Genomic DNA, 25,932 nt, shown 5'->3' with positions numbered 1-25,932 from the left:
CGGCCCGGTCACCCTCGTGGTGGCCGGGCCGTCGTGCGTCCCGGGCCGTGGGTCAGCCGGCCTGGCCCTTGCGCACGCGCAGGACGGCGAGGGTCACGAGGACGATGCCCACGACGCCGACGGCGAAGATCACGATCCCGACGACCGGGTTGGGCGTGAACGTGAAGACGAGGCCGACGACCAGGAGGACGGCGCTGATCACCCAGCCGATCACACAGCCGCGCATCGTGGTGAGGCCGAGAGCCGAGTACATGCCCGCCATGCTGGCACGACCGGCTCAGCGGCCGGGGGAACGGTCGTGTGATCTCTTGTCCGGAACGTCCTCGCGCAGCGACAGGGCCGCCGCGACGACGTACTGGTAGACGTAGCGGATCTCCTCGCCGCGCCGGACGGGCAGGCATACCCAGCCCACCCACTCCCCCGTCGTCGTGCGGCGCCAGGCGAGCAGCTCCCCGGGGACCCGGCTCTGGAGGTCGACGCCCTCGGGCATCGGCCGGACCGGCTGCTCCTCCGGGCGCGGGTAGGCGATCGCGAGGTCGACCCAGACGCGCTTGACCTCGTCGCGCTGCAGCGCGCCGGACCGGTCGTTGCGGCGCTGCGCCGGACCGCGCTCATCGAACACGTGTTCGATCGTCGGTCATCGACGGCCCGAACGCCACCCACCCGGCCGTACGCACCCCCGATCGCGGCGCACCTCACGCGCGGGGCGCGCCCGCGGAAACCCTGGTCCGGGCCCGTAGTCCTACGCATCCCCAGGGCCGTCGCGCTTCGTAGTTTCGACGTCACCGCAGGTCAGAGCCCCTGGTCCCGCGGTCGACCCAGAGAAGCGAGCCCCCATGACCCGTCCGTGGATATCCGTCCTCGCCGGTGCCGTCGCCGAGCAGGCCTACGCCCGCGACGGCGACGCGAGCGAGCGGCGCGCGCTGCTGTGGGGCGTGGTCGGCGGGTCGACGCTGCTCGTCCTGCTGGTCGGCGGCGTGGTGACGACGGTCGTCGTCCGCCGGCGTCGCCGCACGGCCGCGGTTCCCGGGACGGCGCCGGCGACCTGGCCCGCGCCGCTGCCGGCCAGCCCGTACGGGCCGCACGCCGGTCGCCCCCACGGTCCGGTCGACCCGCCGACCGGCCCGATCCCGGTCGCCCGGCTCCCCCACGACCCGTTCAGGACCCGCCCGGCCGACGGCCCGCCCTCGCAGGCGGACACCGTGTGCTGAGGCACCGCACCGCAGCGAACGGCACTTTCGCTTCGTTCGACGAAGCGAGGGTGCCGTTTCGCGCGTTCCGGGGCGGGGCAGGTCGCTCCGCCCGCGCGACGGGCACGTTCGGCAGCTCGGCAAGCTCGGTGATCATGCGCAACGTGCCCGTCGTGCGGGGCCGGAGGGGGTGCGCCCCGTGCGGCGGGCCGGCGTGTCGCTCGAGCGAGCCGGTGGCGATCCTGGCGTCCGGTGCCAGCGTGGACGCAGCGCTGGCGCCGGAGGTGCACCAGGAGGTGCAGCGACCCGGCGTCAGTCCACCAGGTAGAACACCCGGTCGACGACGGCGCGGGCGCGGCGGGTGACGCGGCGGTACTCGTCGAGGAACTCGCCGGGGTCGGCGTCGGCGTCGTGGCCCAGCGCGGAGGCGACGGCGGCGAGGTCGCGCCCCGAGTGCGGCACCTCGTCGGTCGGACGCCCGCGCACCAGGGTGGCGGCGCCGCGGGCGCGGGTGGCCATGGTCCAGCCGGCGGCGAGCTCCTCGGCGTCGCCGGCGTCGAGCAGGCCCGCCTTCGCCGCGGCGTCGAGGGCCTCGAGCGTCGACGGCGTCCGCAGCGACGGCACGGAGCCGGCGTGCTGGAGCTGCAGGAGCTGCACGGTCCACTCGACGTCGGCGAGCCCCCCGGTGCCGAGCTTGGTGTGCAGGGCTTTGTCGGCCCGGCGCGGCATGCGCTCGTTGTCGACGCGCGCCTTGATCCGCCGGATCTCCACCGCCTGGGCGTCGGGCAGCCCGTCCGCCGGGTAGCGGTAGGGGTCGACGGCCTCGACGAACGCCGCGCCGAGCGCCTCGTCGCCCGCGACAGGGCGGGCGCGCAGGAGCGCCTGGTACTCCCACGTGCTCGCGAGCTTCGCGTAGTAGTCCCGGTACGACGCGAGCGTCCGCACGAGCGGGCCGCTGCGACCCTCGGGACGCAGCTTGGTGTCGACCTCGAGCGGCGGGTCGGGGCTCGGCGCGCCCAGGGCGGCGATCGCGGCCTCCGCGACGGCCTTCGTATGGCGCACGGCCTCCGCGTCGTCCGTCCGACCTCCTGGGCCGTCGGCCGGCTCGCAGACGAAGAGGACGTCGGCGTCCGACGAGTAGCCGAGCTCCCCGCCGCCCAGCCGCCCCATCCCGATGACGGCGATCCGGGCCGGGGGCGGGTCCCCGCCGTCGGCGAGCCCCCGCTCGGCGGCCGCGAGCGCGGCCTGCAGCACCGCCACCCAGATGCTCGAGAGCGCCTCGCACACCGCGCTGACGTCGATCAGGCCGAGGAGGTCGGCGCACGCGACGCGCACCAGCTCGATGCGGCGCATCGACCGGCCGACCTGGCCCGCCGACGCCGGGTCGGTGTGGCGGCCGACGGCGTTGCGCAACGAGGCGGCGACCTCCTCGGGCCTGCGGGCCACGAGGTCGGCCTGCGGGCCGTCTCCGGCGAGCAGCCGCAGGACCTCCGGGGTGCGCGGCATCAGCTCGGCCACCCAGCGCGAGGTGCCGAGCACGCGCATCAGCCGCTCGGCGGCCACGCCCTCGTCGCGCAGGTAGCCCAGGAACCACGGGGTGTCGGCGAGCGCCTCGGAGACCTTCCGGTACGCCAGCAGCCCGTGGTCGGGGTCGGCGGTGTGGCCAAGCTCGTCGAGGAGCACGGGCAGCAGCGCGCGCTGGATGCGGCTCGCGCGGCTGACCCCGCTGGTCAGGGCCTGCAGGTGCCCCAGCGCGCCCTGCGGCGACGTCCACCCCAGCGCCTTGAGCCGGCGGTTGGCCGACTCGCTGGTGAGCACCAGGTCCTCACCCGGCACCCGGGCCACCGACTCCAGCAGCGGGCGGTAGAAGAGCTTCTCGTGCAGCCGGCGCACGCGCACCGTGTGCCGCGAGCGCTCGTGCTGGAGCACCCCCACGGCGTCGCGGGAGCCGTCGGCGCGCAGCTTGGCCGCGCGGGCCAGCCACCGCAGGCCCGCGGTGTCGTCGTCGGACGGGAAGAGGTGGGTGCGGCGCATCTTCTGCAGCTGCACGCGGTGCTCGAGCATCCGCAGGAACCGGTAGGACGCGGCGAGGTTGGCGGCGTCGTCGCGACCGACGTACCCCCCGTCGGCGAGCGCGGCCAGGGCCTCGAGCGTGTTCTGGCTGCGGATCGTGTCGTCGCCGCGGCCGTGCACCATCTGCAGCATCTGGACGGCGAACTCGACGTCGCGCAGCCCACCGCGGCCGAGCTTGATCTCGCGGTCGGCGTGGTCGGCGCGGATGTGGTCCTCGACGCGGCGGCGCATGGCCCGGACGTCGGCGACGAAGTCGTCGCGGTCGGCGGCGCTCCACACCATCGGGTCGACGGCCTCGCAGTACTCGCGGGCGAGCTCCTCGTCGCCGGCGACCGGGCGGGCCTTGAGCAGCGCCTGGAACTCCCAGGTCTTCGCCCAGCGCCGGTAGTAGGAGACGTGGCCGTCGAGGGTGCGGACCAGCGCCCCCTGCCGCCCCTCGGGACGCAGGTTGGCGTCGACCTCCAGGAACGCCTCGGTGGCGATGCGCATCATCGTCGAGGCGAGCCGGGTGGCGACGTCCGTCGGGCCGTCGCACACGAAGATCACGTCGATGTCGCTGACGTAGTTCAGCTCGCGGCCGCCGCATTTGCCCATCCCGATGACCCCGAGGCGGCAGGGCAGCGGGTCGCCGGGCTGCCGGTCGTCCTTGGTGGCGAGGGCGTCGGCGACCGTGGCGTCGGCGACGGCCAGCGCCGCCCGCAGGCCCGCGGAGGCGAGGTCGGCGAGCTGGGCCGCGACGACCTCGACCGGCACGACCGGCAGCTCGGGCTCGCACACCGACTGCAGGTCGGCGGCGGCGAGGGCCAGCACCTCGTCGCGGTAGGCCAGGCGCAGCACCCCGACCCCGGCCGGCTCCAGCACGGTGGCGCGGGGCACGGCGTCCCCGTGCTCGGCGCCCACCGCGGTCAGCAACGTGCGGGTGCGCTCGGCGAGATCGGGCAGCACGGAGGGGTCGTAGGTGCGCCCTGGTGTGCTCTCGCTCTGCAGGCTGCGCCAGCGCTCCGGGTGGGCGACGAGGTGGTCGCCGAGCGCCGTCGAGCCTCCGAGCACGCCGAACAGGCGGCCGCGCAGGCCCTGGTCGCCGCGCAGCGCCTCCGCGAGCGCCGCCCACTCCCCGTCGTCGAGCGACTCGCGCAGGCGCTCGAGCGCCAGCAGCGCGAGATCCGGGTCGGGGCTGCGGGCGAGGGCCCACACCGCGAGCTCGGTGCCCTCGACGGGGGCGTCGCCGTCCCACCAGCCCAGGTCGGCGAGCCGCGTCCCCGCATCCGGGTCGGTGAGCCCGAGCCGGGCGGGGGCCCGCCCCGTGCGTCCGGCGGGGCGGCTCGACGGCGCGGACTCGGTCATGCCCCGAGCCTTCCAGGACGGGGCCCGTGCTGCCGCCCGCCCGCCCCGTCCACTGGCAGGATCGCGGGCATGCAGCGCTTCCGGTACAAGGTCGTGCAGGTCCGCGAGGGCCTGATGGGCGGCAAGCTCTCCGACGACAAGCTCGAGCGGATCCTCAACGACGAGGCGGCCGACGGCTGGCAGCTCAAGGCCATCACGGCCGCCGACGTCAAGGGTCGCCTCGGCCCGGGCGGCGTGGAGGGTCTGCTGGTCACCTTCGAGCGCCCCGTCTAGAGCCGTCTAGAGGGTCGGCAGGTACGTCGCCAGCTCGTAGGGCGTGACGTTGCGGCGGTAGGCGTCCCACTCCGCGCGCTTGTTGCGCAGGAAGAAGTCGAAGACGTGCTCGCCGAGGACCTCGGCCATGAGCTCCGAGCGCTCCATCGCGGCGAGCGCGCCGTCGAGGTTCTGGGGCAGCGTCTCGTAGCCCATCGCCCGGCGCTCGCCCTCGGAGAGCATCCAGACGTTGTCCTCGGCCGCGGGCGGCAGCTCGTAGCCCTCGGCGATGCCCTGCAGCCCGGCGCCGAGGATCACGGCGTACGCCAGGTACGGGTTGGCCGCGGTGTCGATGGTGCGCACCTCGACGCGACGCGACGACGCCTTGCCCGGCGAGTACATCGGCACGCGCACGAGCGTCGAGCGGTTGGCGTGGCCCCAGCACACGGTGGTGGGGGCCTCGCCACCGACGATGAGGCGCTTGTAGGAGTTGACGAACTGGTTCGTCACCGCCGAGAGCTCGCGGGCGTGCCGCAGCACCCCGGCCACGAAGGCCTTGCCCGTCTTCGACAGCTCGTAGGGCTCCGACGCGTCGTGGAAGGCGTTGTGGTCGCCCTCGAACAGGCTGATGTGCGTGTGCATCGCCGAGCCCGCGTGCTCGGTGAACGGCTTGGGCATGAAGGACGCGCGCACCCCCTGGGTGATCGCGACCTCCTTGACGATGTAGCGGAACGTCATGATGTTGTCCGCCATGGTCAGGGCGTCGGCGTAGCGCAGGTCGATCTCCTGCTGGCCGGGGCCGCCCTCGTGGTGGCTGAACTCCACCGAGATGCCCATCGCCTCGAGCGACTCGATCGCCCGGCGCCGGAAGTGCGGCGCGGCGTCGTGGCTGGCCTGGTCGAAGTAGCCGCCGGTGTCCGCCGGCACCGGGGGCGTGCCGTCGCCGGGCAGGTCGCGCAGCAGGTAGAACTCGATCTCGGGGTGCACGTAGCAGGTGAACCCGGCCTCGGCGGCGCGCGAGAGCGCGCGGCGCAGCACGTGGCGCGGGTCGGCCCAGGACGGCGAGCCGTCGGGCATCGTGATGTCGCAGAACATGCGGGCCGAGTAGTGCCCGCCGCCCGCGGTCTCCCAGGGCAGCACCTGGAACGTCGACGGGTCGGGCTTCGCGACCATGTCCGACTCGTAGACCCGCGCGAAGCCCTCGATCGCCGAGCCGTCGAACCCGATGCCCTCGGCGAAGGCGCCCTCGAGCTCGGCGGGCGCCACGGCCACCGACTTGAGGTACCCCAGCACGTCGGTGAACCACAGCCGCACGAAGCGGATGTCGCGCTCTTCGAGCGTGCGCAGGACGAATTCCTGCTGGCGATCCATGGGCCAGACCCTAGGTGTGCGTCCAGATCCCCGAAACCGGGGATGGGTCACGCGTCCCTAGGTGGCCGGACACGTCGCGTTCGGCGGGGCCGGGGTGTTGTCGATCAGGTAGCGCGTGGCGATGTCGTCGACGCACGGCGAGTTCTGGAACACCGCTGTGTGGTCGTCGCCGATCTTCGTCACCAGCGAGCCGCCGAGGGCCCGCGCCAGCTCCACGCCCGCCTGGTACGGCGTGGCCGGGTCGCCGGTGGTCGAGACGACGAGGGGCGGCGCCAGGCCCGGCACCTGCGGCAGGTGCGGCTGGCTCGTCGGCGGCACGGGCCAGAAGGCGCAGCTGTCGCGCGCCGACGAGACGCCGCGGCCGCTGTCGAGGAACGGCGCCGCCTCGTTGTAGGCCTGCGCGCGGGCCAGCGACTGCGCGGGATCGGTGATGCGCGGGTCGTCGACGCAGCGGATGGCCTCGAAGGCGTCCTGCGACGAGGCGTAGGTGCCGTCGGGGTTCCGCTCGTAGTACTCGTCGGCGAGCGTCATGAGCTGCGACCCCTGGCCGGCGCGCAGGTCGCTGAGCGCACGGACCAGCCGCGGCCAGTACGCCTCGACGTAGAGCGCGTTGATCGTGCCCTGCTGGGCGTCGGCGTAGGAGAGCACCCGGCCGTCGCGCAGGGGCAGCGGCGCGGTGATCAGCGGGCGCGTGAGCTGCTGGTACGCGGCCGTCGTCTGCGCCGGGTCCTGGCCCAGCGGGCAGTTCGGGCGGGTCGTGCAGTCGCGGGCGAAGGCGTCGAACGCCCCCTGGAAGCCCCGGCCCTGCTCGACCAGCTCCGTCACCGGGTCCTGGTCGGGGTCCAGCGCGCCGTCGAGCACCATCGCGCGCACGTTGCGGGGGAACTGCTCGGCGTAGGTGGAGCCGATCCGGGTGCCGTACGAGTACCCGAGGTAGGTCAGCCGGGCGTCGCCCAGCGACGCGCGCAGCACGTCCATGTCGCGGGCGACGTCGCGCGTCCCGACGTTGGCGAGGACGTCCGGGCCGGTGCGCTGGGCGCAGCGGTCGACGGTCTCGCGCTCCTCGGTCTCGGTCTGGGCGACACCGGCGGGCGAGGAGTCGGTGTCGTCGTCGCGGCGGTCGGCGTCGCGCTCCGGGCCCTCGAGGCAGCGGATCGTCGGCTCGCTCTCCCCGACGCCGCGGGGGTCGAAGCCGACGACGTCGAAGCGGCGCCCGACCTCGGTCGACGCCAGCGACGTCGAGAGGTAGGCGGCGGTCTGGATGCCCGAGGCACCGGGACCACCGGGATTGATCACGAGCGAGCCGATGCGCTCCGGCGAGGCGGGCGCCGCGTGGCGCAGCACCGCGATCGTGCCGGTCCGGCCGTCCGGGGCCGCGTAGTCGAGCGGCACCTGCATGCGCGCGCACTGCAGCGAGGGGTCCGCGTAGATCTGGCGGTCCTCCTCCGTGGCGGCGAACGGCGCGCAGGGACCCCAGGCGAGCTGCTGGCCGTAGAAGGCCTCGAGCCCGGGCGGGGCGCTGCCCGCGGGGTCGGGCACCGCGACACCCGGGACGACCTGCGCACATCCCCCGAGCAGGACGGCGGCGATCCCCACCACGGCGGCGGCGAGGGCCCTCGGACGACGGCGCTGCCGGCTCGCGGTGGATCCCACGGCGGTCACCCTGCCACGGGCCCCGTGACCGTCCGGTGACGGGCTTCCCCGGCGACACGAGCGGTGTCCGACATCCCACTGTGAGGCTGGTCCCAGCGGGCGGCCGGGTCGCCGCGGCGGTGCGAGCGTTGGCCCGGCAACCTCCCGACGACCCGGGGACCCGCCGCGCTCGGTGGGCCTCGAGGCAAGGACGGACGACGATGACGTCACCCGGTTCCACTCCCCCGCAACGTCGCCGCACCCGCGTGCACCACCTCCAGGAGATGAAGGCGCGCGGCGAGCGGTGGCCGATGCTCACGGCCTACGACGTGAACACGGCACGGATCTTCGACGACGCGGGCGTGCCCGTCCTGCTCGTCGGCGACTCCGCCGGCAACACCGTGCTCGGCTACGACACGACCGTGCCGGTGACCACCGAGGAGCTGCTGATCCTCACCCGCGCCGTGGTGCGCGGCGCCCCCCGCGCCCTCGTCGTCGCCGACCTCCCCTTCGGCAGCTACCAGGTCTCGGTCGAGCAGGCCGTGGCCACCGCCGTCGAGTTCATGAAGAGCGGCGGCGCGCACGCGGTGAAGCTCGAGGGCGGCGCGCACTACGCCGACCGTATCCGCGCGATCGTCGACGCGGGCATCCCCGTGATGGCCCACCTGGGCTTCACCCCGCAGAGCGAGCACGCCCTCGGCGGCTACCGCGTGCAGGGCCGGGGCGAGGACGCGGCGGACAAGATGCTCGCCGACGCCCGCGCGGTCACCGAGGCCGGCGCGTTCGCGGTGGTGCTCGAGATGGTGCCCGCGCACGTCGCGAAGCGGGTGACCGCCGATGTGCCGATCCCGACCGTCGGCATCGGCGCGGGCCCGGAGTGCGACGCCCAGGTGCTCGTGTGGACCGACATGGTCGGCCTGTCCGACCCCGCGCGGCGCACGCCGAAGTTCGTCAAGCGCTACGCCGAGATGGGCTCGGTGCTCGCCGAGGCCGCGGGCTCCTACGCCCGCGAGGTGCGCGAGGGCGTCTTCCCGGGCCCCGAGCACAGCTTCGACTGAGGCGGCTCCGCCGCACGTGAGGGATATGGGTCGTCGGGACGACCCACATCCCTCACGTGGCGGCAGCCCTCGCGATCAGTTGTGCCACGGCGGCCGGGTCCTCGAGCGGCAGGGAGTGCCCGACGCCGGGCAGGGCGATCAGCTCGGCGTTCGGCAGCCAGCCCGCCAGCGTCCGCGTGGTCTCCTCGTGCGCCTTCGTGACGCCGGCGATGCCGTAGACCAGCGTCGTCGGTCAGGGCCTCGGCGAGTGGGCGGAAGGGGCCGCCCCCGGGCACCGCGTGCCCGCGCAGCACCCGCGCGCCCGCCGCGGCGGCCCGACCCGCGACCTCGTCGAGCAACCGAGTCTTCCCGCTGCCCGCCTCGCCGGCGGCGAGGGTGACCCCGCCGGGCCCGGACAGGGCCGCGCCCACCAGGACACCGAGCTCGTCGTCGCGTCCGACGAGCGGCGCCGCTCCGCGCCCGACCCGCATCGACCCGGTATCCGGAGGTGTCGAGGCCCGGACCCGGGTACACGCGGACCATGGCCGGAAAGGACACGCAGGAGATCCGCGACGAGTTCGACGAGGTCGTCAACATGGACCCCGGGGAGCTCGAGACGTGGTTGGGGACCGACGAGTCGCAGTCGGTGGGCCAGTCGTCGGGCGACTCCGACGAGTCGACGGGCCACTACATGGGCCGGCGCATCGTCGAGATCCAGAAGAAGAAGGCCGACGACCTCGACGACGACGACCTCGCCGCCATGAAGAAGGTCCACGGCTACGTCGCGCGGCATCTGAAGCAGAAGCCGTCGGAGGAGGACGTCGAGACCTCGAAGTGGCGCTACTCGCTCATGAACTGGGGCCACGACCCGTTGAAGTGAGGGCCTCCGGCCACGTGAGTGATCCGGGTCGTCGGGACGACCCGGATCACTCACGTGGCGTCAGCCATCGAGGTCGGTGATCTTGATGCCGGCGTGGACCTTGTAGCGGCGGTTGATCGCGATGAGGTTCGCCGTGAGGCATTCGACCTGGTAGGCGTTGCGCAGCCGTCCGCCGAAGACCCCGCGGACGCCGGGGATGGCGTCGGCGAGGGCGCGGACGACGTCGGTGGCCTCGCGGTCGTCGCCGAGCACGAGGACGTCGCAGTCGACCTTCGGCTGGTCGAGGTCGGCGAGCAGGACCGCGGAGACGTTGTGGAACGCCGCGGTCACGCGGGTCTCGGGGAGCAGCGCCTCGGCCTGCTGGGCGGCGCTGCCCTCCTCGACGGGCAGGGGGTAGGGCCCTTTCTTGTCGAAGCCGATCGGGTTGACGCAGTCGATGAGGATCTTGCCCTTCAGGGGCTCGGCGAGGCCCGTGAGGGTCTCGGCGTGCGACTCCCACGGGATCGCGGCGAGCACGACGTCGGCCTCGGTGGCGCAGGTGGCGTTGTCGGTGCCGCGCACGTGGTCGACGCCGGTGGCCTCGCAGTACTCGCTCGCCGAGTTCTCGGCCCGCTCGGCGACCCGGGAGCCGATGATCACGCGGATCCCGGCGGCCGCCCAGCGCAGGGCCAGGCCCTTGCCCTGGTTGCCGGTGCCGCCGAGCACTCCGACGGTCAGGGTCGTCGGGTCGATGGCCTCACCGGATGACGGTGCACTCACGGGGTCGCTCCCTGCTTGCAAACGGTCAGAGTGGACTGTTTCTATCACGCCAGGACCTCCGCCAGCTCGGCGTGCAGCGCCGACACCGCCGCGTCCGCGGCCGGCACGGCGGTGAAGCCGTAGAAGCCGTGCACGAGGCCGGGGTGCTCGCGGCGGCGGGCGTCGACACCTGCCGCGATCAACGCGTCGGCGAACGCGTGCCCGGCGTCGCGCAGCGGGTCGAAGCCGGCCGTCGCGACGATCGTGGGCGGCAGCCCCGCCAGCGAGGACGCGCGCAGGGGCGAGAGCCGGGCGTCGCCGCGGGGATCGTGGCCGGCGAGGTAGAGCTTCGAGCACGCCCGCACGTCGCGGGCGGAGAGCCAGTAGCCCTCGGCGTTCTCGGCGAGCGAGGGGTAGCGCGCCTCGAAGTCCGGCGGTGGGTAGACGAGCAGGAGCGCGTCCGGCGCCCGGCCCTCGTCGCGCAGCACCAGGGCGGCCACGGCGGCGAGGTTGGCGCCGGCGCTGTCGCCGACGAGGGCGTAGCGCTCCGGGCCTTCGGCCAGCAGCGCCCGGACCGCGGCGAGGACGTCGTCGAGGGGCACCGGGAACGGGTGCTCGGGGGCGAGCCGGTAGTCGACGGCCACCACGACCGCGCCCAGGTCGTCCGCGAGCCGGTCCGCGGCCGCGTCGTACACGTCGCCGCCGCCCAGCACCCACCCGCCGCCGTGGAGGAACACGACGAGGGCGTCCGACGTCCGCCTCGCGGGACGGTGCGTCCGCACCGGCACACCGCCGGCCTCGCCCAGCTCGGGCTCCCGCGTCGGGGCTCCCCCGGCCTCGCGCATCTGCGCGACGAACCGGGCGCGGGACTCGTCGACGGTGCCGTCGAACATCTCCGGCTCGTCGGTCCACCGGTCGAGCAGGGCGCGGATGCCGGGGTCGAGGGCGGACTCGGCGGCGGGCTCGGTCGGGGCGCTCATCCGGGCCAGCCTAGAAGGATTCAGGATCACCTTTCCGGGTCATCCCGTCCGTTCGGTTGAGGGACGAAGATGTCGTCCGGCGGCGGGCCCGGAACCCGTCGTTGCCGAATCGATACCGAAACCGCGGAACCTCCCTGGGGCCGCAGGCGTCATCCCGGTGTCGATCCCCGCGACGCCCCGGAGTTCTCCCCGGCCCCACGGCCGGTCACCCCGGCGCGGCACCCGACTCGCCCCCGCTGGATCACGAAACCCGAAGGACCGGACGCACCCCGATGGCTCTCCCCTGGCCGCACAGCACGCCCACCCTGCCCCGTCCCGTGCCCGCCGCACCGCAGCCCGCGCCGGCCGGACGCGCCGCGAGTCTCGCCGCTGTCGCGGATCGCGTCGGCACCGCTGCGCGTCGCCACCCGGCGCTCGTCCGCCTCGGCGCCCTCGCGACCAGTCCGGTCACCGCGCTCGTCGTCATGCTCGTCGGCCTGGCGCTGCTGTTCGTGCTGCCGATGGTCGGCCTGCCGTTCGTGGCCCTCGTCGTGCTGCCGGCCGTCGTCTTCCACCTGCAGTCCGAGCGCCGGACCAACCTGCGTCGCCCGCGCCGCTGACCCCACGCCGGTGACCCCACGCCGCTGACCCCACGCGGCTGACCCCAGCGCTCCGCCGGGATCGCCACAGATCAGACGAACGGCCCCGCCCCCGTGAGGGAGCGGGGCCGTCGGTGTCTCCGGGCCCGCAGCGGCCTCAGCCCTCCCCGTCCCCCGACGGTGAGGTCGTGGTGCCCGACGACGGCGCCTCGCCGGACGCCGGGGAGCTGCTGGTCGGGACCTCGCTCGGGGTCTCATCGGGCGTCTCGCTGGCCGTCTCGCTGGGCGCCTGGGTCGTCGGCTGGCTCGTCGGCTCGCTGCTCGCCGGCGGCTGGGACGGGGACGAGGACGAGGACGGCGATCCCGTCCCCGTCGAGGTGGACGGCGCCCCGCTGCTCGTCGACGTCCCGGACGTCGGACGCCCGCCACCACCGCCCCCGCCGCGGACCACCGGCGACGGGCCGGCGGGATCCCCGACGGCCGGACGCGGGGCCGAGACACCGGGACCGGGAGCGCCGGGACCGGGCACGCCGGGCGCCGCGGGCTGCGCCAGTGGCTGCTGCTCGGAGCGCAGGGCGAGGTCGGCGACGGTCGGCGTGATCGTCGGCGAGGAGGTCACGGACCCCACCGGCGCCGCGGCGGGCGCGCCCCACGGCAGCGGGGTGTCGAGCTCGGTGACGGCCCCGGGCATCGCGACGGTCGTCGAGGACTGGCTGATCGTCTGGTAGACCGCCGTGCTCAACGACGCCGCGCCCATGAGCCCGACACCGAGGGTCGCCGCGAGCCGGGTCCGTCGCCCCGCCCGCCCGCTCTCCGCGGTCGGCACCGGGTCGCAGGGCGTCTCGGACGGGGGCTCGAACACGGGGGTCCTCTCGTCGCGGGGCGCCGCGCCGCCCCGAGCAGACATCCCGGGGCGGCGCCATTCAGTCCAACGCGGCGGAGACGTGACGGTGGCTCGGACGATCGGGCGGAGCGGTCGAGGCCCGGACGGCCCAGCGCCGATGGGCCGGATCACCCCGTCGAGCAGCGCGAACGCCGCGTGGACCGCCTCGATCGGGTCACCCACCGTGATCGCATGACACGACGCGTGAGTGACGGCGCGCGGCCGCCCGCCACGGGCGGCCCTACGATCGGACCGTGTGACCGCCGACCAGCTGCCCGACGACGAGGCCTCCGCGTCCACGAGCGGCAACACCTCGCCCGGCGCCACCACGACCGGCGCCACCACGACCGGCGGCGTCCTGCCGGCACCGGCGCGTTCCGCCTCCCGCGCGTGGGACAACGTCCGGCACCTGGTGACCGACGGCCACCTCGCCGACACTCGCCGGATGCCGCGCCTGCCGGTGCTCACCGCGGACGGCTACACGGTCCACCGCTACGAGCCGACGGTCGCCCCCGACGCGTCGCTCGCCCCGCTGCTGCTGGTGCCCCCGCTCGGGGCCCCCGACTTCGCGTTCGACCTGCGGCGCGGCGCGAGCCTGGTCGAGGACCTGCTCGCCTCCGGTCGCGAGGTCTACATCGTCACCTACGAGGCCTCCGGGCGGGCGGCCGATCGGCGCGGCCTGGAGCTGTGGGTGGACGAGATCCTCCCGGCGGCCCTGTACGCCGTGTCGGACCACCACGAGGGCACGGCCGTCCACCTCGCCGGGTGGAGCCTCGGCGGGCTGTTCACCCTGCTCTGCGCCGCCAGCGGTGTCTCGGGCGCCCCCATCCGCTCGGTGACCGCCCTCGCGTCCCCGGTCGACGTGTCCGCGGTGCCCCTGGTGGCCCCGTTCCGGTCCGTCGCCGAGTACACCGGCGGGCGGATCTTCTCCACGGCCTACCGGACGCTCGGCTCCTTCCCCGCGACGGCGGTGAAGTGGGCGTTCCAGCTGACCAGCGTCGAGCGCTACCTGACCAAGCCGGTGACGCTGCTCACCCACCTCGACGACCGGGAGCTCCTGGAGCAGATCGAGGCGGTCGACCTGCTCATGGCCAACATGACCGCCTACCCCGGGCGCGCGTTCGGGCAGATCTACCACCACGTCGTCCGGTCGAACGACCTCGCCGAGGACGACCTGCGCCTCGCCGGCCGCCCCGTCCGGCTGGCCGACGTGCGGGTGCCGGTGCTGCTCGTCGCCGGTGCCGACGACGTCATCGCGCCGGTCGCCGCCGTCGAGCGCGCGACCGACCTGCTCACCGCGAGCCCCGACCTGCGCTTCGTCGTGCGCCCCGGCGGCCACCTCGGCGTGCTCGCGGGCCGCCGGGCCCGCGAGAACTCCTGGCGCGACCTCGAGCAGTTCCTCGTGGCCCACGACGGCGACTGACGCCACGGGTTGGGGCTCGCCCGCGGTCGGGTAGGCCCGACCGGTCCGTGGCAGTCCCACCACCACGAGGAGTCCCCATGACCGACGTGTCCGGCCAGGGACCGACGTCCGACGATGACCGATCCGTGCTGACCACCAGGCAGGGCCACCCGGTCTACGACAACCAGAACCAGCGCACCGTCGGTGCCCGCGGGCCCGCGACGCTGGAGAACTACCAGTTCCTCGAGAAGATCAGCCACTTCGATCGCGAGCGGATCCCCGAGCGCGTCGTGCACGCCCGTGGCGCGCTCTCGTACGGGTACTTCGAGTCCTACGGAGCCTGGGGCGACGAGCCGATCGCGACCTACACCCGCGCGAAGCTCTTCGCCGAGCAGGGCAAGCGCACCGACGTCGCGGTCCGCTTCTCCACCGTCATCGGCGGGCGCGACTCGTCCGAGACCGCCCGCGACCCCCGCGGGTTCGCCGTGAAGTTCTACACCGAGGACGGCAACTGGGACCTCGTCGGCAACAACCTGGCGGTGTTCTTCATCCGGGACGCCATCAAGTTCCCCGACGTCATCCACTCCCTCAAGCCGGACCCCGTGACGTTCCGCCAGGAGCCGAACCGGATCTTCGACTTCATGTCGCAGGCGCCGGAGAGCATGCACATGCTCATGAACCTGTTCAGCCCGCGCGGGATCCCCTCGGACTACCGCCACATGCAGGGCTTCGGCGTGAACACCTACCGGTGGGTCAACGCCGACGGCGAGTCCGTGCTGGTCAAGTACCACTGGATCCCCAGCGAGGGCGTCCGGTCGATGACCGAGGAGGACGCGGCCAACATCCAGGCCACGGAGCTCGGCCACGCCACCCGGGACCTCTACGAGGCGATCGAGAACGGCAACCACCCCGAGTGGGAGCTGCGCGTCCAGATGATGGCCGACACCGAGCACCCGGAGCTGGACTTCGACCCCCTCGACGACACCAAGACCTGGCCGGAGAACGAGTTCCCGGCCAAGCCCGTCGGGAAGATGGTGCTGAACCGGAACGTCGAGAACCAGTTCGCCGAGAACGAGCAGATCTCGTTCGGCACCGGTGTGCTCGTGGACGGTCTGGAGTTCTCCGACGACAAGATGCTCGTCGGCCGCACGTTCTCCTACTCCGACACCCAGCGCTACCGCGTCGGGCCGAACTACCTGCAGCTGCCGGTGAACGCGCCGAAGACGCGGGTGGGGACGAACCAGCGCGACGGGCAGATGGAGTACACCGTCGACCACGTGCCGGGGACGAACCCGCACGTGAACTACGAGCCGTCGATCCACGGCGGCCTGCGGGAGGCGCAGGCGCCGCACGCCGACGAGATCGGCCCGGAGATCTCCGGCCGGCTGACCCGGAGCCGCATCCCGCTGACGCAGGACTACAAGCAGGCGGGCCAGCGCTACCTGCTCATGGAGGACTGGGAGCGCGACGACCTCGTCGCCAACTTCGTCACGATGCTCGGTCAGAGCGAGCGGGACGTCCAGGAGCGCATGGTCTGGCACTTCTTCCTCGTCGAGGACGACCTGGGCAACCGGGTCGGTGACGGCCTCGGGATCAAGGCGTCCGACGTCTCGCACTTCGAGCCGCTGCAGAGCCAGACGCTCACCGAGGAGGACCAGCAGCGCCTGGCGAACCTCGGCAGCAACGGGACCCGGGACGTCGGCGACCTCGTCATGACCCACTGCGTGCCGAACGACCGGTTCGTCACCAGCCGGTGACACCCGACCGGCGTCCGCACTGACCGAAGGGCCCCTTCGCTCGACCCCCTCGAGCGGAGGGGCCCTTCGCCTGCCTCCGGCTGAACCACACCGGTGTCGTTCACGGCCCCCCTGCCGGTCCGTGGACCCCGCGCCTCCCGTACGGTCGGCGCCGCTCCCTGGCACCCCGAGGAAGGACCCCGATGGCCGAGACCCTCAAGGCTCGCCTTCTCGACTCCGACCGCCGCGGCGCCGTCGTCGACGACCTGCAGCTGCTCGTCGACGCGGAGGTCGCGAACAAGAGCGGCCTGTCCGGCGGCATCGTCAAGACCGGCTACGCCGCGGTGAAGAAGGTCAAGCCGGGCATCATCCCCGAGGCGATCGACAAGATGCTCGACGAGTTCGTCGAGCAGCTCGAGCCCTTCTGGGCGTCGTTCACGATCGAGGCCGCCGGTGACTTCGGCACCTTCCTGGGCACCCGCCCGCAGGAGGCCTCCGAGGCCCTCCTGACCGTCACCGACCGTCGCGCCGAGCGCAGCAACCGCGCCGCGATCACGTCGGTCTACGGCAAGCTCCGCCCGAAGGCCCAGGAGAACGTCATCGAGGCGCTCCCGGGCCTCGGCGCCGTGATCGAGAAGCACGCCCGCGCCTGAGCTCCCCAGCTCCACACGACGGCCCCGGGGCCGCGGACCATTACCCGACGGTTCCGTGGACCCGGGGCCGTCGCGCGTGGTGGAGTGATCCAATGCACATCCTCACGGTCCTCTACCACCACCCCGACGACGCGGCGGCCTTCGACAAGTACTACGAGTCGACGCACGCGCCGATGGTCGGGCCCATCCCCGGCGTCAAGTCCTTCACGTACCGGCACTGCTCCTCGCTGGACGGCACCACCCCGCCGTACTACCTCATCGCCGAGCTCGGGTTCGACTCGCTCGAGGACCTCCAGGGCGGGATGGAATCGGACGCGGGCCAGGCGGCGGTGGCCGACGTGCCGAACTTCGCGGGCGCCGGCGTGACGATGTTCGTCGCGCACGACTAGTCCTCCTGCACTCCTCCTCCACGGCGGGACTCGAGCCTCTTGACCTCGAGTCCCGTCGAGGTCGGACGCTCGGTCCCGGCACCGATCCCGATCTCCGGAGGACCCCATGTCGATCCCCGCACCCTCCCGCTTCCAGGACGCCTACCTCACCGGCGAGCCGCCGTGGATCATCGGCGAGCCGCAGCCCGCCGTCGTCGCCGCCGAGGCCGAGGGGCTCCTCCACGGCCGCGTGCTCGACCTCGGCTGCGGCACCGGGGAGAACACCCTCCTGCTCGCCGCCCGCGGCTACGACGTCGTCGGCGCCGACTCGGCCCCGGCCGCCCTGGACCGCGCCCGCGCGATCGCCGCCGCCCGCGGGGTGGCGGCGACGTTCGTCGAGGCCGACGCCCTGCACCCGTCGGAGCTGCGGGGATTCGACACCGTGCTCGACAGCGCCCTGTTCCACATCTTCGACACCGACGACCAGGGCCGGTACGCCGACGCGCTGCGCGACGTCGTGACCGACGGCGGCCGCGTCGTCGTCCTCGGCCTGGCCCCCGGCCCGGCGTTCGGCCCCGAGGTGTCCGACGACGACCTCACGCGGGCGTTCTCCCGTCCCGGCTGGACGCTCGAGGACCTGCGCGAGAGCACCTACCGGGGCCGTGTGCCCGACGAGGAGCAGGCCGAGATGCTGCGCGTGCCGGTCGGCGGGCACGTCGACCTGCCCGCCTGGCTCGCGATCGCCCGACGCGACTCCTCGGGCTGAGTCACGCCGCGAGGTACTCCGGTCGCACCGTGCCGGCGAGCTCGGCGAGCATCGAGATGTTGAGCTCGAAGGCGTGACACGCCTCGTCGACGACGCGGACGCGCTCGACGTCGTCCCACGGGGCGGCGTCGAGCAGCGCACGGTAGCGCGTGCGGAACGGCGGGACCGGGCCGAGCGCGGCGAAGTCGTAGAACCGCGACCCGTCCCCGCTGACCCCGTAGGTGCGCCTGAGCAGCCCGCGGACCGCCTGCCCTCCGGCGAGGTCGCCGAGGTAGCGCGTGTAGTGGTGGGCGACCCACCCGGCGGGCCAGTGCTCGACCGTCTCGCGGATCCGCTCGACGTAGCCGGCCGTCGCGGGGAGCGCGGTGAGGTCGTCGGCCCACTCGGGGCCCCGGAGGTACGCGAGGTCGGCCGCGATGGCGTCCCGTCGCCGCAGCGCGTCGACCACGAACCCGCCGGCCACCGGATGGTCGCGCAGGCGGTCGGCCCCGTCCTCGAGGGCGCCGTAGATGTGCCAGTACTGCACGACCAGCGTCGCGTAGTCGTCCAGCGGCAGGCGCGCACCGAACAGGGCGGCCATGTACGTGGAGTGGTGCGCGCGGTCGTGGGCCGCGGCGGTCGCCCGACGCAGGACCTGGGAGAAGGGCTGGTGCTCGCTCACGGTCCGCCTCCGGTGTCGCCGGTCTCCGTGACGACACTAGGGTCCGGGCGCGGGTGAGGCTAGCCTCACTCGCGCCCGGTCCCGGTCTGGGACGCTGCTGCCGTGCGGGTCGCGGTCACGGGGGCGAACGGTTTCGTGGGGCGCGCGGTGGTGTCCGCGCTGGTCGGGGCGGGTCGCGACGTCGTCGCCGTGACGAGGTCCGGGGCCGTGCCCGGCGTCGACACCCGGAACGCGGCACTCGACCGTCCGGACGAGGTCGCCGCCGCCCTCGCCGACGTCGACGCCGTGTGCCACCTCGCCGCGGTCGTGCGGGTCCGCGACTCGCTCGCCGACCCGCTGGGCACCTGGCGCACGAACCTCGACGGCACCCTCGCGGTGCTCGGCGCGCTGCGGCCGGGGGCGAGGATCGTGCTCGCGTCCACCGCGGCGATCGGTGACGACCACCGTCCGCCGCCCCACCCCTACGGCGCCGCGAAGCTCGCCGCCGACCTCGCCGCCCGCGACGCCACGGTCGGCGGAGCGCTCGGCGCGATCTCGCTGCGGCTCGCGAACGCCGCCGGGCCGGGTGACGCCGACCGGACCCGGCTGCTCCCGGCGATCCTCGCGGCCGCGGACGGGCCGGGCGCGTTCACAATCAACGGTGACGGCTCGGCCGTGCGTGACCTCGTGCACGTGGCCGACGTCGCGGACGCCGTCGTCGCCGCGCTCGACGCCGCGGAACCCGGCTCGTACCGCGCGATCCCGATCGGCAGCGGCCACCCGGTGTCGGTCAGCGCGGTCCTCGCCGCGGCCGGGCGGGTCCTCGGCCGACCGGTCCCCGTCCGCCACCGCGAGGCCGCCGCCGAGCCCGCGGCCGTCACCGTCGACCCCACCCGCGCCCGCGAGGTGCTCGGCTGGGTGCCCCGGCGCTCGGGGCTCGACCGGATCGTGCGGGACGCGTGGGAGGTGTGGGCCCGTTGACGGTCCGGCGTTGTCGGGGGTCGGCTCTAGACTCGAACACATGAGCGAACGGGTGCTGGGGGTGGTGGAGCGGGAGGCGCTCGACCGTGCCCGCACCCGCCTGGTCGCGTTGCGCGTCGAGCAGTTCCGGTTGTGGGGGGACATCGCCGAGCTGGAGCGGCTCGGGGTGGCCGAGCAGACCGGGGACCGGAGCTCGGTCCGGTTGCTGCAGGAGTGCGGCAATGTGGATCAGCCTGAGGCGAAGCGGCTGGTGGGTGAGGCCGCGGACCTGACGGCCCGGGTGTCGCTGCGGGGCGAGCCGTTGCCGCCGAGGTTACCGGTGACCGCGACCGTGGCCGAATCGGGGGAGATCCATTCGGGGCACGTCACGGTGATCCGGGAGACGATGACCCGCCTGGATCGGGTGGACGGGTTGTCGGTGGCGGATTGGTTCGGGGCCGAGCGCACGCTCGCGGAGCACGCGCGGGTGTTGCCGCCACGGATGTTGCGCCGGTATGCGAAGGCGTTGATCGAGCACTTCGACCCGGACGGTGATGTCCCTCCCGAGGGCGAGGGCGCCTGTGATGAGTTGCAGGTGGTGCGCCGTCGGGACGGGTCGCTGGCCTTCAAGGGTCACCTGCATGATCCGAGCGATGCCGAGGCGTTCCTCGAGGTGATCGACGGGCTGGCCGTCCCGTTCGGGCCCGACGATCCGCGCAGCCTGGAGCGTCGCCGTCTCGACGGGCTCAAGGACCTCGTGCACGACGCCCGGCGCCCCGGGGGCCTCGCCGACGACACCAGCCACGAACACCCCGACACCGGCACCGATGACACCGGCACTGATGACACCGAAAGTGATGACGAGGCCCTGATCCCCGAGCCCCGCCGCCCGGAGCCGTCCCCGCGCCCGGGGCCGGTCGATCGTCCGGGACGGGCCCTGCTGACGATCACGATGGACCACCGCTGGCTGCAGCAGGCGATCGGGCACGGCACCCTGGACTCCGGGGCGCTGGTCGACCCGCACACCGTGCGCCGCCTGGCCTGCGACGCCGACATCGTCCCGATCGTCCTCGGATCACGCTCCGAGCCGCTGGACGTGGGGCGCCTTCAGCGCACCGTCACCGACGCGATCCGCCGCGCGCTGAACCTGCGCGACGGCGGCTGCGCGTTCCCGAGCTGCTCACGGCGGCCGCGGCGTTGCCACGCCCACCACATCCGGTACTGGTTCCACGGTGGTCCGACACGCCTGGACAACCTGGTGCTGCTCTGCCGCTTCCACCACCAGCTGATCCACGCCGGGCACTGGAACGTCGAGATTCACCACGGGCGGCCGTGGTTCACCCCGCCGCCCTGGATCGACCCCGACCAGCAACCCCGCCTCGGCGGGCGACCCCGCGTCCCCCTCTGACTCCGAGCTGACGACGAGATCAGAAGCCGGTGTCGCTCCCGCTGCAGGAGACGACGGCGTACTGGCCGGTCGAGGTCTGGCGCGCGATCTCCTCGCCGTCGACGGTGATCCGGCAGGTGATCTCGCCGGACCCGTTCGACTGTGCCGTGAGCGAGTAGACCCCGAAACCGTCGGACGCCTCGACCGACTCGGTCCAGGGCAGGCGCTCGCCGTTGGCCTGGGAGATCCCGCCGTTCGTCCCGTAGGAGATCGACGTGGCGCGACCCGACCCCGTCACCTCGAAGACCACACCCGACGCCGCGGGCGCGGAGGTCTCGGCACCGCCACCGGCAGCCGACGGCGCCGAGGACGGAGCAGCGGACGGTGCCGCGCCCGTCGTCCCGGTCGGTGCGGGCGAGCCCCCGCTACTGATCGCGGAGATGAGGACGATCAGCAGGACCACGCCGCCCACGATCCAGGGCCACTTGCGAGTCTTCTTCGGAGCCGGCGGAGGTGGCGGCCACTGACCGGTCGGCTGCCCGTAGCCGGCCTGCGGAGCGCCGTACGACGGGTTCTGACCGCCGTGCCGGGGGCCGCCCGGCGCTCGACCGTGGCCGGCCGGGGCCTGCGCGTAGCCGGGAGGCGGCGCGTACTGCGCCTGCTCCGGCAGGACCCAACGGCCCTGCTGCGCGTCCCATTGCGGCGTCGGTGGCTGCGACAACTCGTCCCCCCGGTCTAGGAATGAAGCGGGCGATCGTGCCAGGCGTGACAGATCGGTCACCCGGCGCTTCACTCGGATCAACGAGCCGCCATCCCCCGACGGTGCGACGGCCGCTACAGTCCTTATGAAGGACTCATAAGTATCGAAGGAGAACCGATGGTCATCGTCGCCGGCCACCTCGAGGTCGAGCCCCGCAACCGCGCGGCCTATCTGGACAAGTGCACGACCGTCGTCACGCAGGCGCGGTCCGCCCCCGGCTGCCTCGACTTCGCGCTGAGCGCCGACATCGTCGACCCGGGCCGGATCAACATCTTCGAGCGCTGGGAGTCGCAGGAGGCCGTCGAGGCCTTCCGCGGCAGCGGGCCCAGCGACGAGCAGGGCGCGGCCATGCTCTCGGCCGAGGTCGCCGAGTACGACGTCGCCGACGTCCGGTCCCTGACCTGAGATTTCCGCCTGCGAGGCCCTGAGGATTGTCGGGGGGCCGCTCTACCGTCCGGTGCCATGGCACTCTGGACCGACTTCGCCGCGGCCGCGCCCCGCATCGCCGAGGTCTTCACCCGTCGTCACGCCGCCACCGGCAACCTCTGCATGCTCGGGACGCTGCGCCCCGACGGTTTCCCCCGCATCAGCCCGATGGAGCCGCGCTTCCTCGAGGGCGACCTGTGGCTCGTGGGCATGCCCGACACCGCCAAGTTCGCCGACCTCGCGGCCGACCCGCGCTTCGCCCTCCACACCGCGACGGTCGACACTCAGGTCGGCGACGGCGACGCGAAGATCTGGGGACGGGTCGAGGACGTGCGCGACGATGCGCTGCACCAGCGGTTCGCCGTGGCGGTGTACGAGGACATCGGGCTCGACCTGCGCGGCGCGACGTTCGACCAGTTCTTCCGGGCGGACATCGTCGGGGCGGCGTCCGTGGCCGTCGGGAACGACCAGATGCACGTCACGACGTGGCGCGAGGGCGGGACCGAGACGGTGATCCGGAAGCACTGAACACCGGGACGAGGGGTCAGCTCGGCAGCACGAACTGGTAGCCCTGCTCCTGGAGCCAGGGCAGGAGCTGACGCACCGCCTCGATGGTCTGCTCGCGGGGGCCGCCGCCGTCGTGGAAGAGCACCACCGCACCGGGGTGCACCCCCTGCTGCACGCTGGCGACGATCGCGGCGGTGCCCGGCTGGGTCCAGTCCAGGGTGTCGACCGACCAGCCCAGCGGGCGCATGCCCGTCTCGGCCGCGACCTGGTCGAGGGCCGGGGTCCACGCGCCCTCCGGTGCGCGGAAGTAGTCGATCGTGGCCGGTGGGTCGATCACTCCGGCGATCGTGGTCTTGCTCGTGCTGAGCTGGCTGCTCATGAGGTCGTGGGCGTTGAACCCCACGGTGGCGTCGTGGGTCATCGTGTGATCACAGAGGCGGTGGCCCTCGGCGATGATGCGCCGCATCAGGTCGGGGTAGGCGACGGCCTGGTTGCCGATGGTGCAGAACGTCGCCTTCGCCCCGTACTGCGCGAGGAGGTCGAGCACCTGCGGCGTGTACTCCGGGGTCGGGCCGTCGTCGAACGTGAGCGCGACCGCGGGCCGGTCGGTGCCGGTGTCGGTGACGGTCAGCAGCGAGGACGTGATCGCGGGCCGCGCGAAGCCGGGCATGCCGCGTGCCGGAGCGTCCTCCGCCGTGCGCGCACGGATGCCCGCGGGCGCACCCGCGGAGACGGCAGGCGCCGCGCTCCCGGCGAGCACGGTCTCGCGCCCGACGTCGGCGAGCACGACGGCCGTGACCCCGACGACCAGCCCGACGGTCGTGAGCAGCCCGGCCCATCGATAGATGTAGGGCGGACTGACGATCTGGCGCAGGATGACGCGCTGCCGTTCAGTGAGCATGAGCCTCATCCGTCCCATCAGTCACAAGCACCACACGCGTCACAGCGCTCGTCACCATAGAGGGCCTTCACACGCCGCCGCGAGCGACCCTCTACCTCTGATCGAGTGAATGTGTCGCCGAGCTCCTCGTAACCTGGAGCGGTGTCGTCCATCGAGTCGGTGAACGTCGGGGTCCTGCGGGCCATGGAGGCCACCACCGGCGTCAGCGGTATCGACAAACGACCCACGTCCGGGGCGGTGTGGATCGCGGCCCCCGCTCCGGGGACGAGCGGGGTGGCGGGCGACCCGATCGGCGACCCCGAGCACCACGGTGGCCTCGACCGGGCGGTCTACGCCTACGCCCGGGAGGACCTCGACGCCTGGCGCCCGACGCTGGGCGACCTGCGCGCCGGGGCGTTCGGGGAGAACCTCACGACGCGCGGGCTCGAGGTCACCGACGCCCGCATCGGGGAGCGCTGGCGCGTGGGCGCCGATCTCGTCCTCGAGGTCGCGGTGCCCCGCATCCCGTGCCGCACGTTCGCGGCCTGGCTCGAGGTGCAGGGCTGGGTGAAGACCTTCACGCGGTCCGCCGTGCCGGGCGCCTACCTCCGGGTCGTCCGCGAGGGCGCGGTGCGCGCCGGCGACCCGGTCGTCGTCGAGCACCGGCCCGACCACGACGTCACGATCGGCCTCACCTTCCGGGCGATGACCCTCGAGCCGGACCTTCTCCCCCGCCTGCTCGTCGTCGACGCCCTACCCGCCGATGTGCGGGACCTCGCTCTCCGCCGGTCCGAAGGTCCCGTTCGAGCCGACGGCGGGCGGGGAAGACCCCGCGCGTGAAGAAGCTGATCAATGACCCCGGCGATGTCGTCGACGAGGCCCTGACCGGTGTCGCCCGGGTGACCGAGGGCGCCGCGCTGGTCGACGGTCATCGCGCTCTCGTGCGCACCGACCGGCCGGCGGATCGTGTCGCCGTGCTCTCCGGTGGCGGCTCCGGCCACGAGCCCGCCTTCAGCGGCTACATCGGCCCGGGCCATCTGGACGGGGCGGTGTGCGGCGAGGTGTTCGCCTCGCCCGGCGTCGACGCGGTGCTCGCGGCGATCCGCGCCGTCGATGCGCCGACGCTCCTCGTCGTCATGAACTACACCGGCGACCGCCTGAACTTCGGCCTGGCCGCCCAGCTGGCCCGCGCCGAGGGCCGGGAGTGCGCGATGATCACCGTCGCCGACGACGTCGCCCTCGATGCCGATGACGACGTCACCGCCGGCCGCCGAGGCTTGGCCGGCACCGTGCTCGTGACGAAGGTGGCGGGCGCGGCGGCGGCCGAGGGTCGCTCGCTCGAGCAGGTCACCGAGTGCGCGCGCGCGGCGGCGCAGGCCGTCGGGACGATGGGGCTCGCCCTGGACCCGGCGACCGTGCCGGGCGGTGAGGCCGGCTTCTCGCTCGGCGAGGACGAGATCGAGATCGGCCTCGGGATCCACGGCGAGCCCGGTGTCCGGCGCGAGTCGCTGCGGCCTGCCGACGCCCTGGTCGACGAGCTGGTCGAGACCGTCTGCGCCGACCGCGGCATCGCCGCCGGCGACCGCGTCGTCGCGCTCGTCAACGGCACCGGGGCGACGCCGCCGATGGAGCTCTCGGTCGTGCTGCGCCGCGTGGTGGAGAATCTGGGCGGGCGCGGCGTCGTCGTGGAGCGCGGCTGGTCGGGCACCTTCCTCTCCTCGATCGACATGCCCGGCGTCTCGGTCGCGCTGCTGCCCGTCGACGACGACCGCCTCGCCCTCGTCGACGCCCCCGCCCGCTCGGCGGGGTGGCCCTCGGGGTCGGGGATCGTGTCGGGGCCGGCGTCGGAGCCCGTCCCGACCGTGGCCGTGCCGTCGGAGGCCGAGCCGCGGAGCGGCGACGGCACGGGACGCCACCGCGGCACGGTCGAGGCCGTCTGCCGCGCCGTGCAGGACGCCGAGGGCCACCTCACCGAGCTCGACGCCGCCACCGGCGACGGCGATCTCGGGACGTCGCTGACGCGCGGCGCGACCGAGGTCCTCGCACGCCTCGACACCACCGATCTCGACGACGCGGGTACGACGCTGCGCGTGATCGCCGCCGCGGTCCGGCGGGCCATCGGCGGCACCTCCGGGCCGTTGCTCGCCACGGGCCTCCTCCACGCCGCCGAGCACCTCGACGCCGGCGGGACGCCGGACGAGGCCCTCCGGGCCGCCGCCGACGGAATCGCCGATCTCGGGGGTGCCCGCCGCGGTGACCGCACGCTGCTCGACGCGCTCTACCCCGCTGCCGATGCGCTGGCGTCGTCCGGCTCCCTGTCGGACGCCGCGTCGGCGGCGGCGGAGGGCGCCGAGGCCACCGCCGAGCTGACACCCCGCCGGGGCCGGTCGAGCTACCTCGGCGAGCGCGCTCACGGACATCGCGACGCGGGCGCGGAGGCGGTGGCCGTCGTCCTGGGGGCGCTGGCCGGGAGCTGACCCCGGACACAG

28 protein-coding genes are annotated in these 25,932 nt (G+C 73.8%); 17 read left to right on the top strand and 11 right to left on the bottom strand.

Annotated features, from left to right (window positions below; genetic code table 11):
• Nucleotides 1-52 precede the first annotated feature (52 nt).
• Entirely contained in the window at nucleotides 53-253 is a 201-nt protein-coding gene (locus OG774_RS02830; protein WP_328306480.1) for a hypothetical protein, read from the bottom strand.
• A 24-nt stretch (nucleotides 254-277) separates the two neighbouring features.
• Nucleotides 278-622, bottom strand: coding sequence for a hypothetical protein (locus OG774_RS02825; RefSeq protein WP_328306479.1), 345 nt, complete (start codon nucleotides 620-622; stop codon nucleotides 278-280).
• A gap of 214 nt (nucleotides 623-836) precedes the next feature.
• Between OG774_RS02825 and OG774_RS02820 the strand changes: the two genes are divergently transcribed.
• Nucleotides 837-1,211 (top strand): hypothetical protein, encoded by a 375-nt coding sequence (locus OG774_RS02820; RefSeq protein ID WP_328306477.1) that lies wholly within the window; start codon nucleotides 837-839, stop codon nucleotides 1,209-1,211.
• A 291-nt stretch (nucleotides 1,212-1,502) separates the two neighbouring features.
• Here the strand turns inward: OG774_RS02820 and OG774_RS02815 are convergent, their stop codons facing one another.
• Entirely contained in the window at nucleotides 1,503-4,607 is a 3,105-nt protein-coding gene (locus tag OG774_RS02815; protein WP_328306475.1) for a bifunctional [glutamine synthetase] adenylyltransferase/[glutamine synthetase]-adenylyl-L-tyrosine phosphorylase, read from the bottom strand.
• Nucleotides 4,608-4,676: 69 nt separating this feature from the next.
• On the opposite strand from OG774_RS02815, the gene OG774_RS02810 reads away from it, so the two are divergent.
• Entirely contained in the window at nucleotides 4,677-4,880 is a 204-nt protein-coding gene (locus tag OG774_RS02810; RefSeq protein ID WP_328306473.1) for a DUF4177 domain-containing protein, read from the top strand.
• Nucleotides 4,881-4,886: 6 nt separating this feature from the next.
• On the opposite strand, the gene glnA is transcribed toward OG774_RS02810, so the two are convergent.
• Both glnA and OG774_RS02800 read right to left on the bottom strand, forming a co-directional pair.
• A complete protein-coding gene (glnA, locus tag OG774_RS02805; RefSeq protein WP_328306471.1) occupies nucleotides 4,887-6,230 on the bottom strand; it encodes a type I glutamate--ammonia ligase in 1,344 nt (447 codons plus the stop codon).
• Nucleotides 6,231-6,287: 57 nt separating this feature from the next.
• Complete coding sequence (locus OG774_RS02800) at nucleotides 6,288-7,883, bottom strand: alpha/beta hydrolase (RefSeq protein WP_328306469.1); 1,596 nt, start codon at nucleotides 7,881-7,883, stop codon at nucleotides 6,288-6,290.
• Between the two features lie 200 nt (nucleotides 7,884-8,083).
• On the opposite strand from OG774_RS02800, the gene panB reads away from it, so the two are divergent.
• Entirely contained in the window at nucleotides 8,084-8,920 is an 837-nt protein-coding gene (gene panB / locus OG774_RS02795) for a 3-methyl-2-oxobutanoate hydroxymethyltransferase (protein ID WP_328306467.1), read from the top strand.
• Here panB and OG774_RS29780 read toward each other — a convergent pair.
• Nucleotides 8,863-9,390: an ATP-binding protein gene (locus tag OG774_RS29780; protein WP_442873932.1), complete on the bottom strand. Its 528-nt coding sequence runs from the start codon at nucleotides 9,388-9,390 to the stop codon at nucleotides 8,863-8,865. The genes panB and OG774_RS29780 overlap by 58 nt on opposite strands.
• A 50-nt stretch (nucleotides 9,391-9,440) precedes the next feature.
• On the opposite strand from OG774_RS29780, the gene OG774_RS02790 reads away from it, so the two are divergent.
• Nucleotides 9,441-9,779: a DUF3140 domain-containing protein gene (locus OG774_RS02790; RefSeq protein WP_328306465.1), complete on the top strand. Its 339-nt coding sequence runs from the start codon at nucleotides 9,441-9,443 to the stop codon at nucleotides 9,777-9,779.
• 60 nt (nucleotides 9,780-9,839) lie between these two features.
• Here the strand turns inward: OG774_RS02790 and npdG are convergent, their stop codons facing one another.
• Together npdG and OG774_RS02780 are read right to left on the bottom strand one after the other, a co-directional pair.
• On the bottom strand, nucleotides 9,840-10,538 hold the full coding sequence (gene npdG, locus OG774_RS02785; RefSeq protein WP_328306463.1) for an NADPH-dependent F420 reductase: 699 nt from the start codon (nucleotides 10,536-10,538) through the stop codon (nucleotides 9,840-9,842).
• Nucleotides 10,539-10,582: 44 nt separating this feature from the next.
• Nucleotides 10,583-11,497 (bottom strand): alpha/beta hydrolase, encoded by a 915-nt coding sequence (locus tag OG774_RS02780; protein ID WP_328306461.1) that lies wholly within the window; start codon nucleotides 11,495-11,497, stop codon nucleotides 10,583-10,585.
• Between the two features lie 317 nt (nucleotides 11,498-11,814).
• Between OG774_RS02780 and OG774_RS02775 the strand changes: the two genes are divergently transcribed.
• The 7 genes from OG774_RS02775 (at nucleotide 11,815) to OG774_RS02745 (ending at nucleotide 17,883) form a co-directional block, all read left to right on the top strand.
• On the top strand, nucleotides 11,815-12,096 hold the full coding sequence (locus OG774_RS02775; RefSeq protein ID WP_328306459.1) for a hypothetical protein: 282 nt from the start codon (nucleotides 11,815-11,817) through the stop codon (nucleotides 12,094-12,096).
• A gap of 167 nt (nucleotides 12,097-12,263) precedes the next feature.
• Complete coding sequence (locus tag OG774_RS02770; RefSeq protein ID WP_328306457.1) at nucleotides 12,264-12,803, top strand: hypothetical protein; 540 nt, start codon at nucleotides 12,264-12,266, stop codon at nucleotides 12,801-12,803.
• 411 nt (nucleotides 12,804-13,214) lie between these two features.
• The gene (locus tag OG774_RS02765; protein WP_328306455.1) at nucleotides 13,215-14,381 is read left to right on the top strand and encodes an alpha/beta fold hydrolase; all 1,167 of its coding nucleotides are present in this window, start codon (nucleotides 13,215-13,217) and stop codon (nucleotides 14,379-14,381) included.
• A 77-nt stretch (nucleotides 14,382-14,458) separates the two neighbouring features.
• Complete coding sequence (locus OG774_RS02760) at nucleotides 14,459-16,117, top strand: catalase (RefSeq protein ID WP_328306453.1); 1,659 nt, start codon at nucleotides 14,459-14,461, stop codon at nucleotides 16,115-16,117.
• Nucleotides 16,118-16,299: 182 nt separating this feature from the next.
• Nucleotides 16,300-16,749 carry a DUF6918 family protein gene (locus tag OG774_RS02755; protein ID WP_328306451.1) on the top strand — a complete coding sequence of 150 codons (450 nt, stop codon included), beginning with the start codon at nucleotides 16,300-16,302 and terminating at the stop codon, nucleotides 16,747-16,749.
• A 92-nt stretch (nucleotides 16,750-16,841) separates the two neighbouring features.
• Complete coding sequence (locus OG774_RS02750; RefSeq protein ID WP_328306448.1) at nucleotides 16,842-17,138, top strand: EthD family reductase; 297 nt, start codon at nucleotides 16,842-16,844, stop codon at nucleotides 17,136-17,138.
• A gap of 106 nt (nucleotides 17,139-17,244) precedes the next feature.
• Nucleotides 17,245-17,883 carry a class I SAM-dependent methyltransferase gene (locus tag OG774_RS02745; RefSeq protein ID WP_328306446.1) on the top strand — a complete coding sequence of 213 codons (639 nt, stop codon included), beginning with the start codon at nucleotides 17,245-17,247 and terminating at the stop codon, nucleotides 17,881-17,883.
• A 1-nt stretch (nucleotide 17,884) separates the two neighbouring features.
• Here OG774_RS02745 and OG774_RS02740 read toward each other — a convergent pair whose 3' ends face one another.
• On the bottom strand, nucleotides 17,885-18,544 hold the full coding sequence (locus OG774_RS02740; protein ID WP_328306444.1) for a biliverdin-producing heme oxygenase: 660 nt from the start codon (nucleotides 18,542-18,544) through the stop codon (nucleotides 17,885-17,887).
• Between the two features lie 102 nt (nucleotides 18,545-18,646).
• Here OG774_RS02740 and OG774_RS02735 point away from each other — a divergent pair, with 102 nt between their 5' ends.
• Both OG774_RS02735 and OG774_RS02730 read left to right on the top strand, forming a co-directional pair.
• Nucleotides 18,647-19,504: an NAD-dependent epimerase/dehydratase family protein gene (locus tag OG774_RS02735; RefSeq protein ID WP_328306442.1), complete on the top strand. Its 858-nt coding sequence runs from the start codon at nucleotides 18,647-18,649 to the stop codon at nucleotides 19,502-19,504.
• A gap of 40 nt (nucleotides 19,505-19,544) precedes the next feature.
• Nucleotides 19,545-20,891 (top strand): HNH endonuclease signature motif containing protein, encoded by a 1,347-nt coding sequence (locus OG774_RS02730; RefSeq protein ID WP_328306440.1) that lies wholly within the window; start codon nucleotides 19,545-19,547, stop codon nucleotides 20,889-20,891.
• 19 nt (nucleotides 20,892-20,910) lie between these two features.
• Here the strand turns inward: OG774_RS02730 and OG774_RS02725 are convergent, their stop codons facing one another.
• The gene (locus OG774_RS02725; RefSeq protein WP_328306438.1) at nucleotides 20,911-21,591 is read right to left on the bottom strand and encodes an MmpS family transport accessory protein; all 681 of its coding nucleotides are present in this window, start codon (nucleotides 21,589-21,591) and stop codon (nucleotides 20,911-20,913) included.
• Between the two features lie 156 nt (nucleotides 21,592-21,747).
• On the opposite strand from OG774_RS02725, the gene OG774_RS02720 reads away from it, so the two are divergent.
• Entirely contained in the window at nucleotides 21,748-22,035 is a 288-nt protein-coding gene (locus OG774_RS02720; protein WP_328306436.1) for a putative quinol monooxygenase, read from the top strand.
• Between the two features lie 57 nt (nucleotides 22,036-22,092).
• A complete protein-coding gene (locus tag OG774_RS02715) occupies nucleotides 22,093-22,584 on the top strand; it encodes a pyridoxamine 5'-phosphate oxidase family protein (protein ID WP_328306434.1) in 492 nt (163 codons plus the stop codon).
• A gap of 16 nt (nucleotides 22,585-22,600) precedes the next feature.
• Here OG774_RS02715 and OG774_RS02710 read toward each other — a convergent pair whose 3' ends face one another.
• Nucleotides 22,601-23,464 (bottom strand): polysaccharide deacetylase family protein, encoded by an 864-nt coding sequence (locus OG774_RS02710; protein WP_328306432.1) that lies wholly within the window; start codon nucleotides 23,462-23,464, stop codon nucleotides 22,601-22,603.
• Between the two features lie 141 nt (nucleotides 23,465-23,605).
• On the opposite strand from OG774_RS02710, the gene OG774_RS02705 reads away from it, so the two are divergent.
• Nucleotides 23,606-24,283, top strand: coding sequence for an MOSC domain-containing protein (locus OG774_RS02705; protein WP_328306430.1), 678 nt, complete (start codon nucleotides 23,606-23,608; stop codon nucleotides 24,281-24,283).
• Entirely contained in the window at nucleotides 24,280-25,920 is a 1,641-nt protein-coding gene (locus OG774_RS02700; RefSeq protein ID WP_328306428.1) for a dihydroxyacetone kinase family protein, read from the top strand. Before OG774_RS02705 ends, OG774_RS02700 begins: the two co-directional genes overlap by 4 nt.
• Nucleotides 25,921-25,932 lie beyond the last annotated feature (12 nt).

Source organism: Actinomycetospora sp. NBC_00405, assembly GCF_036044095.1.
GTDB lineage: Bacteria > Actinomycetota > Actinomycetes > Mycobacteriales > Pseudonocardiaceae > Actinomycetospora > Actinomycetospora callitridis.
Note: the sequence above shows the minus strand (reverse complement) of the source record. Positions and strands in the feature narration are given on the sequence as shown.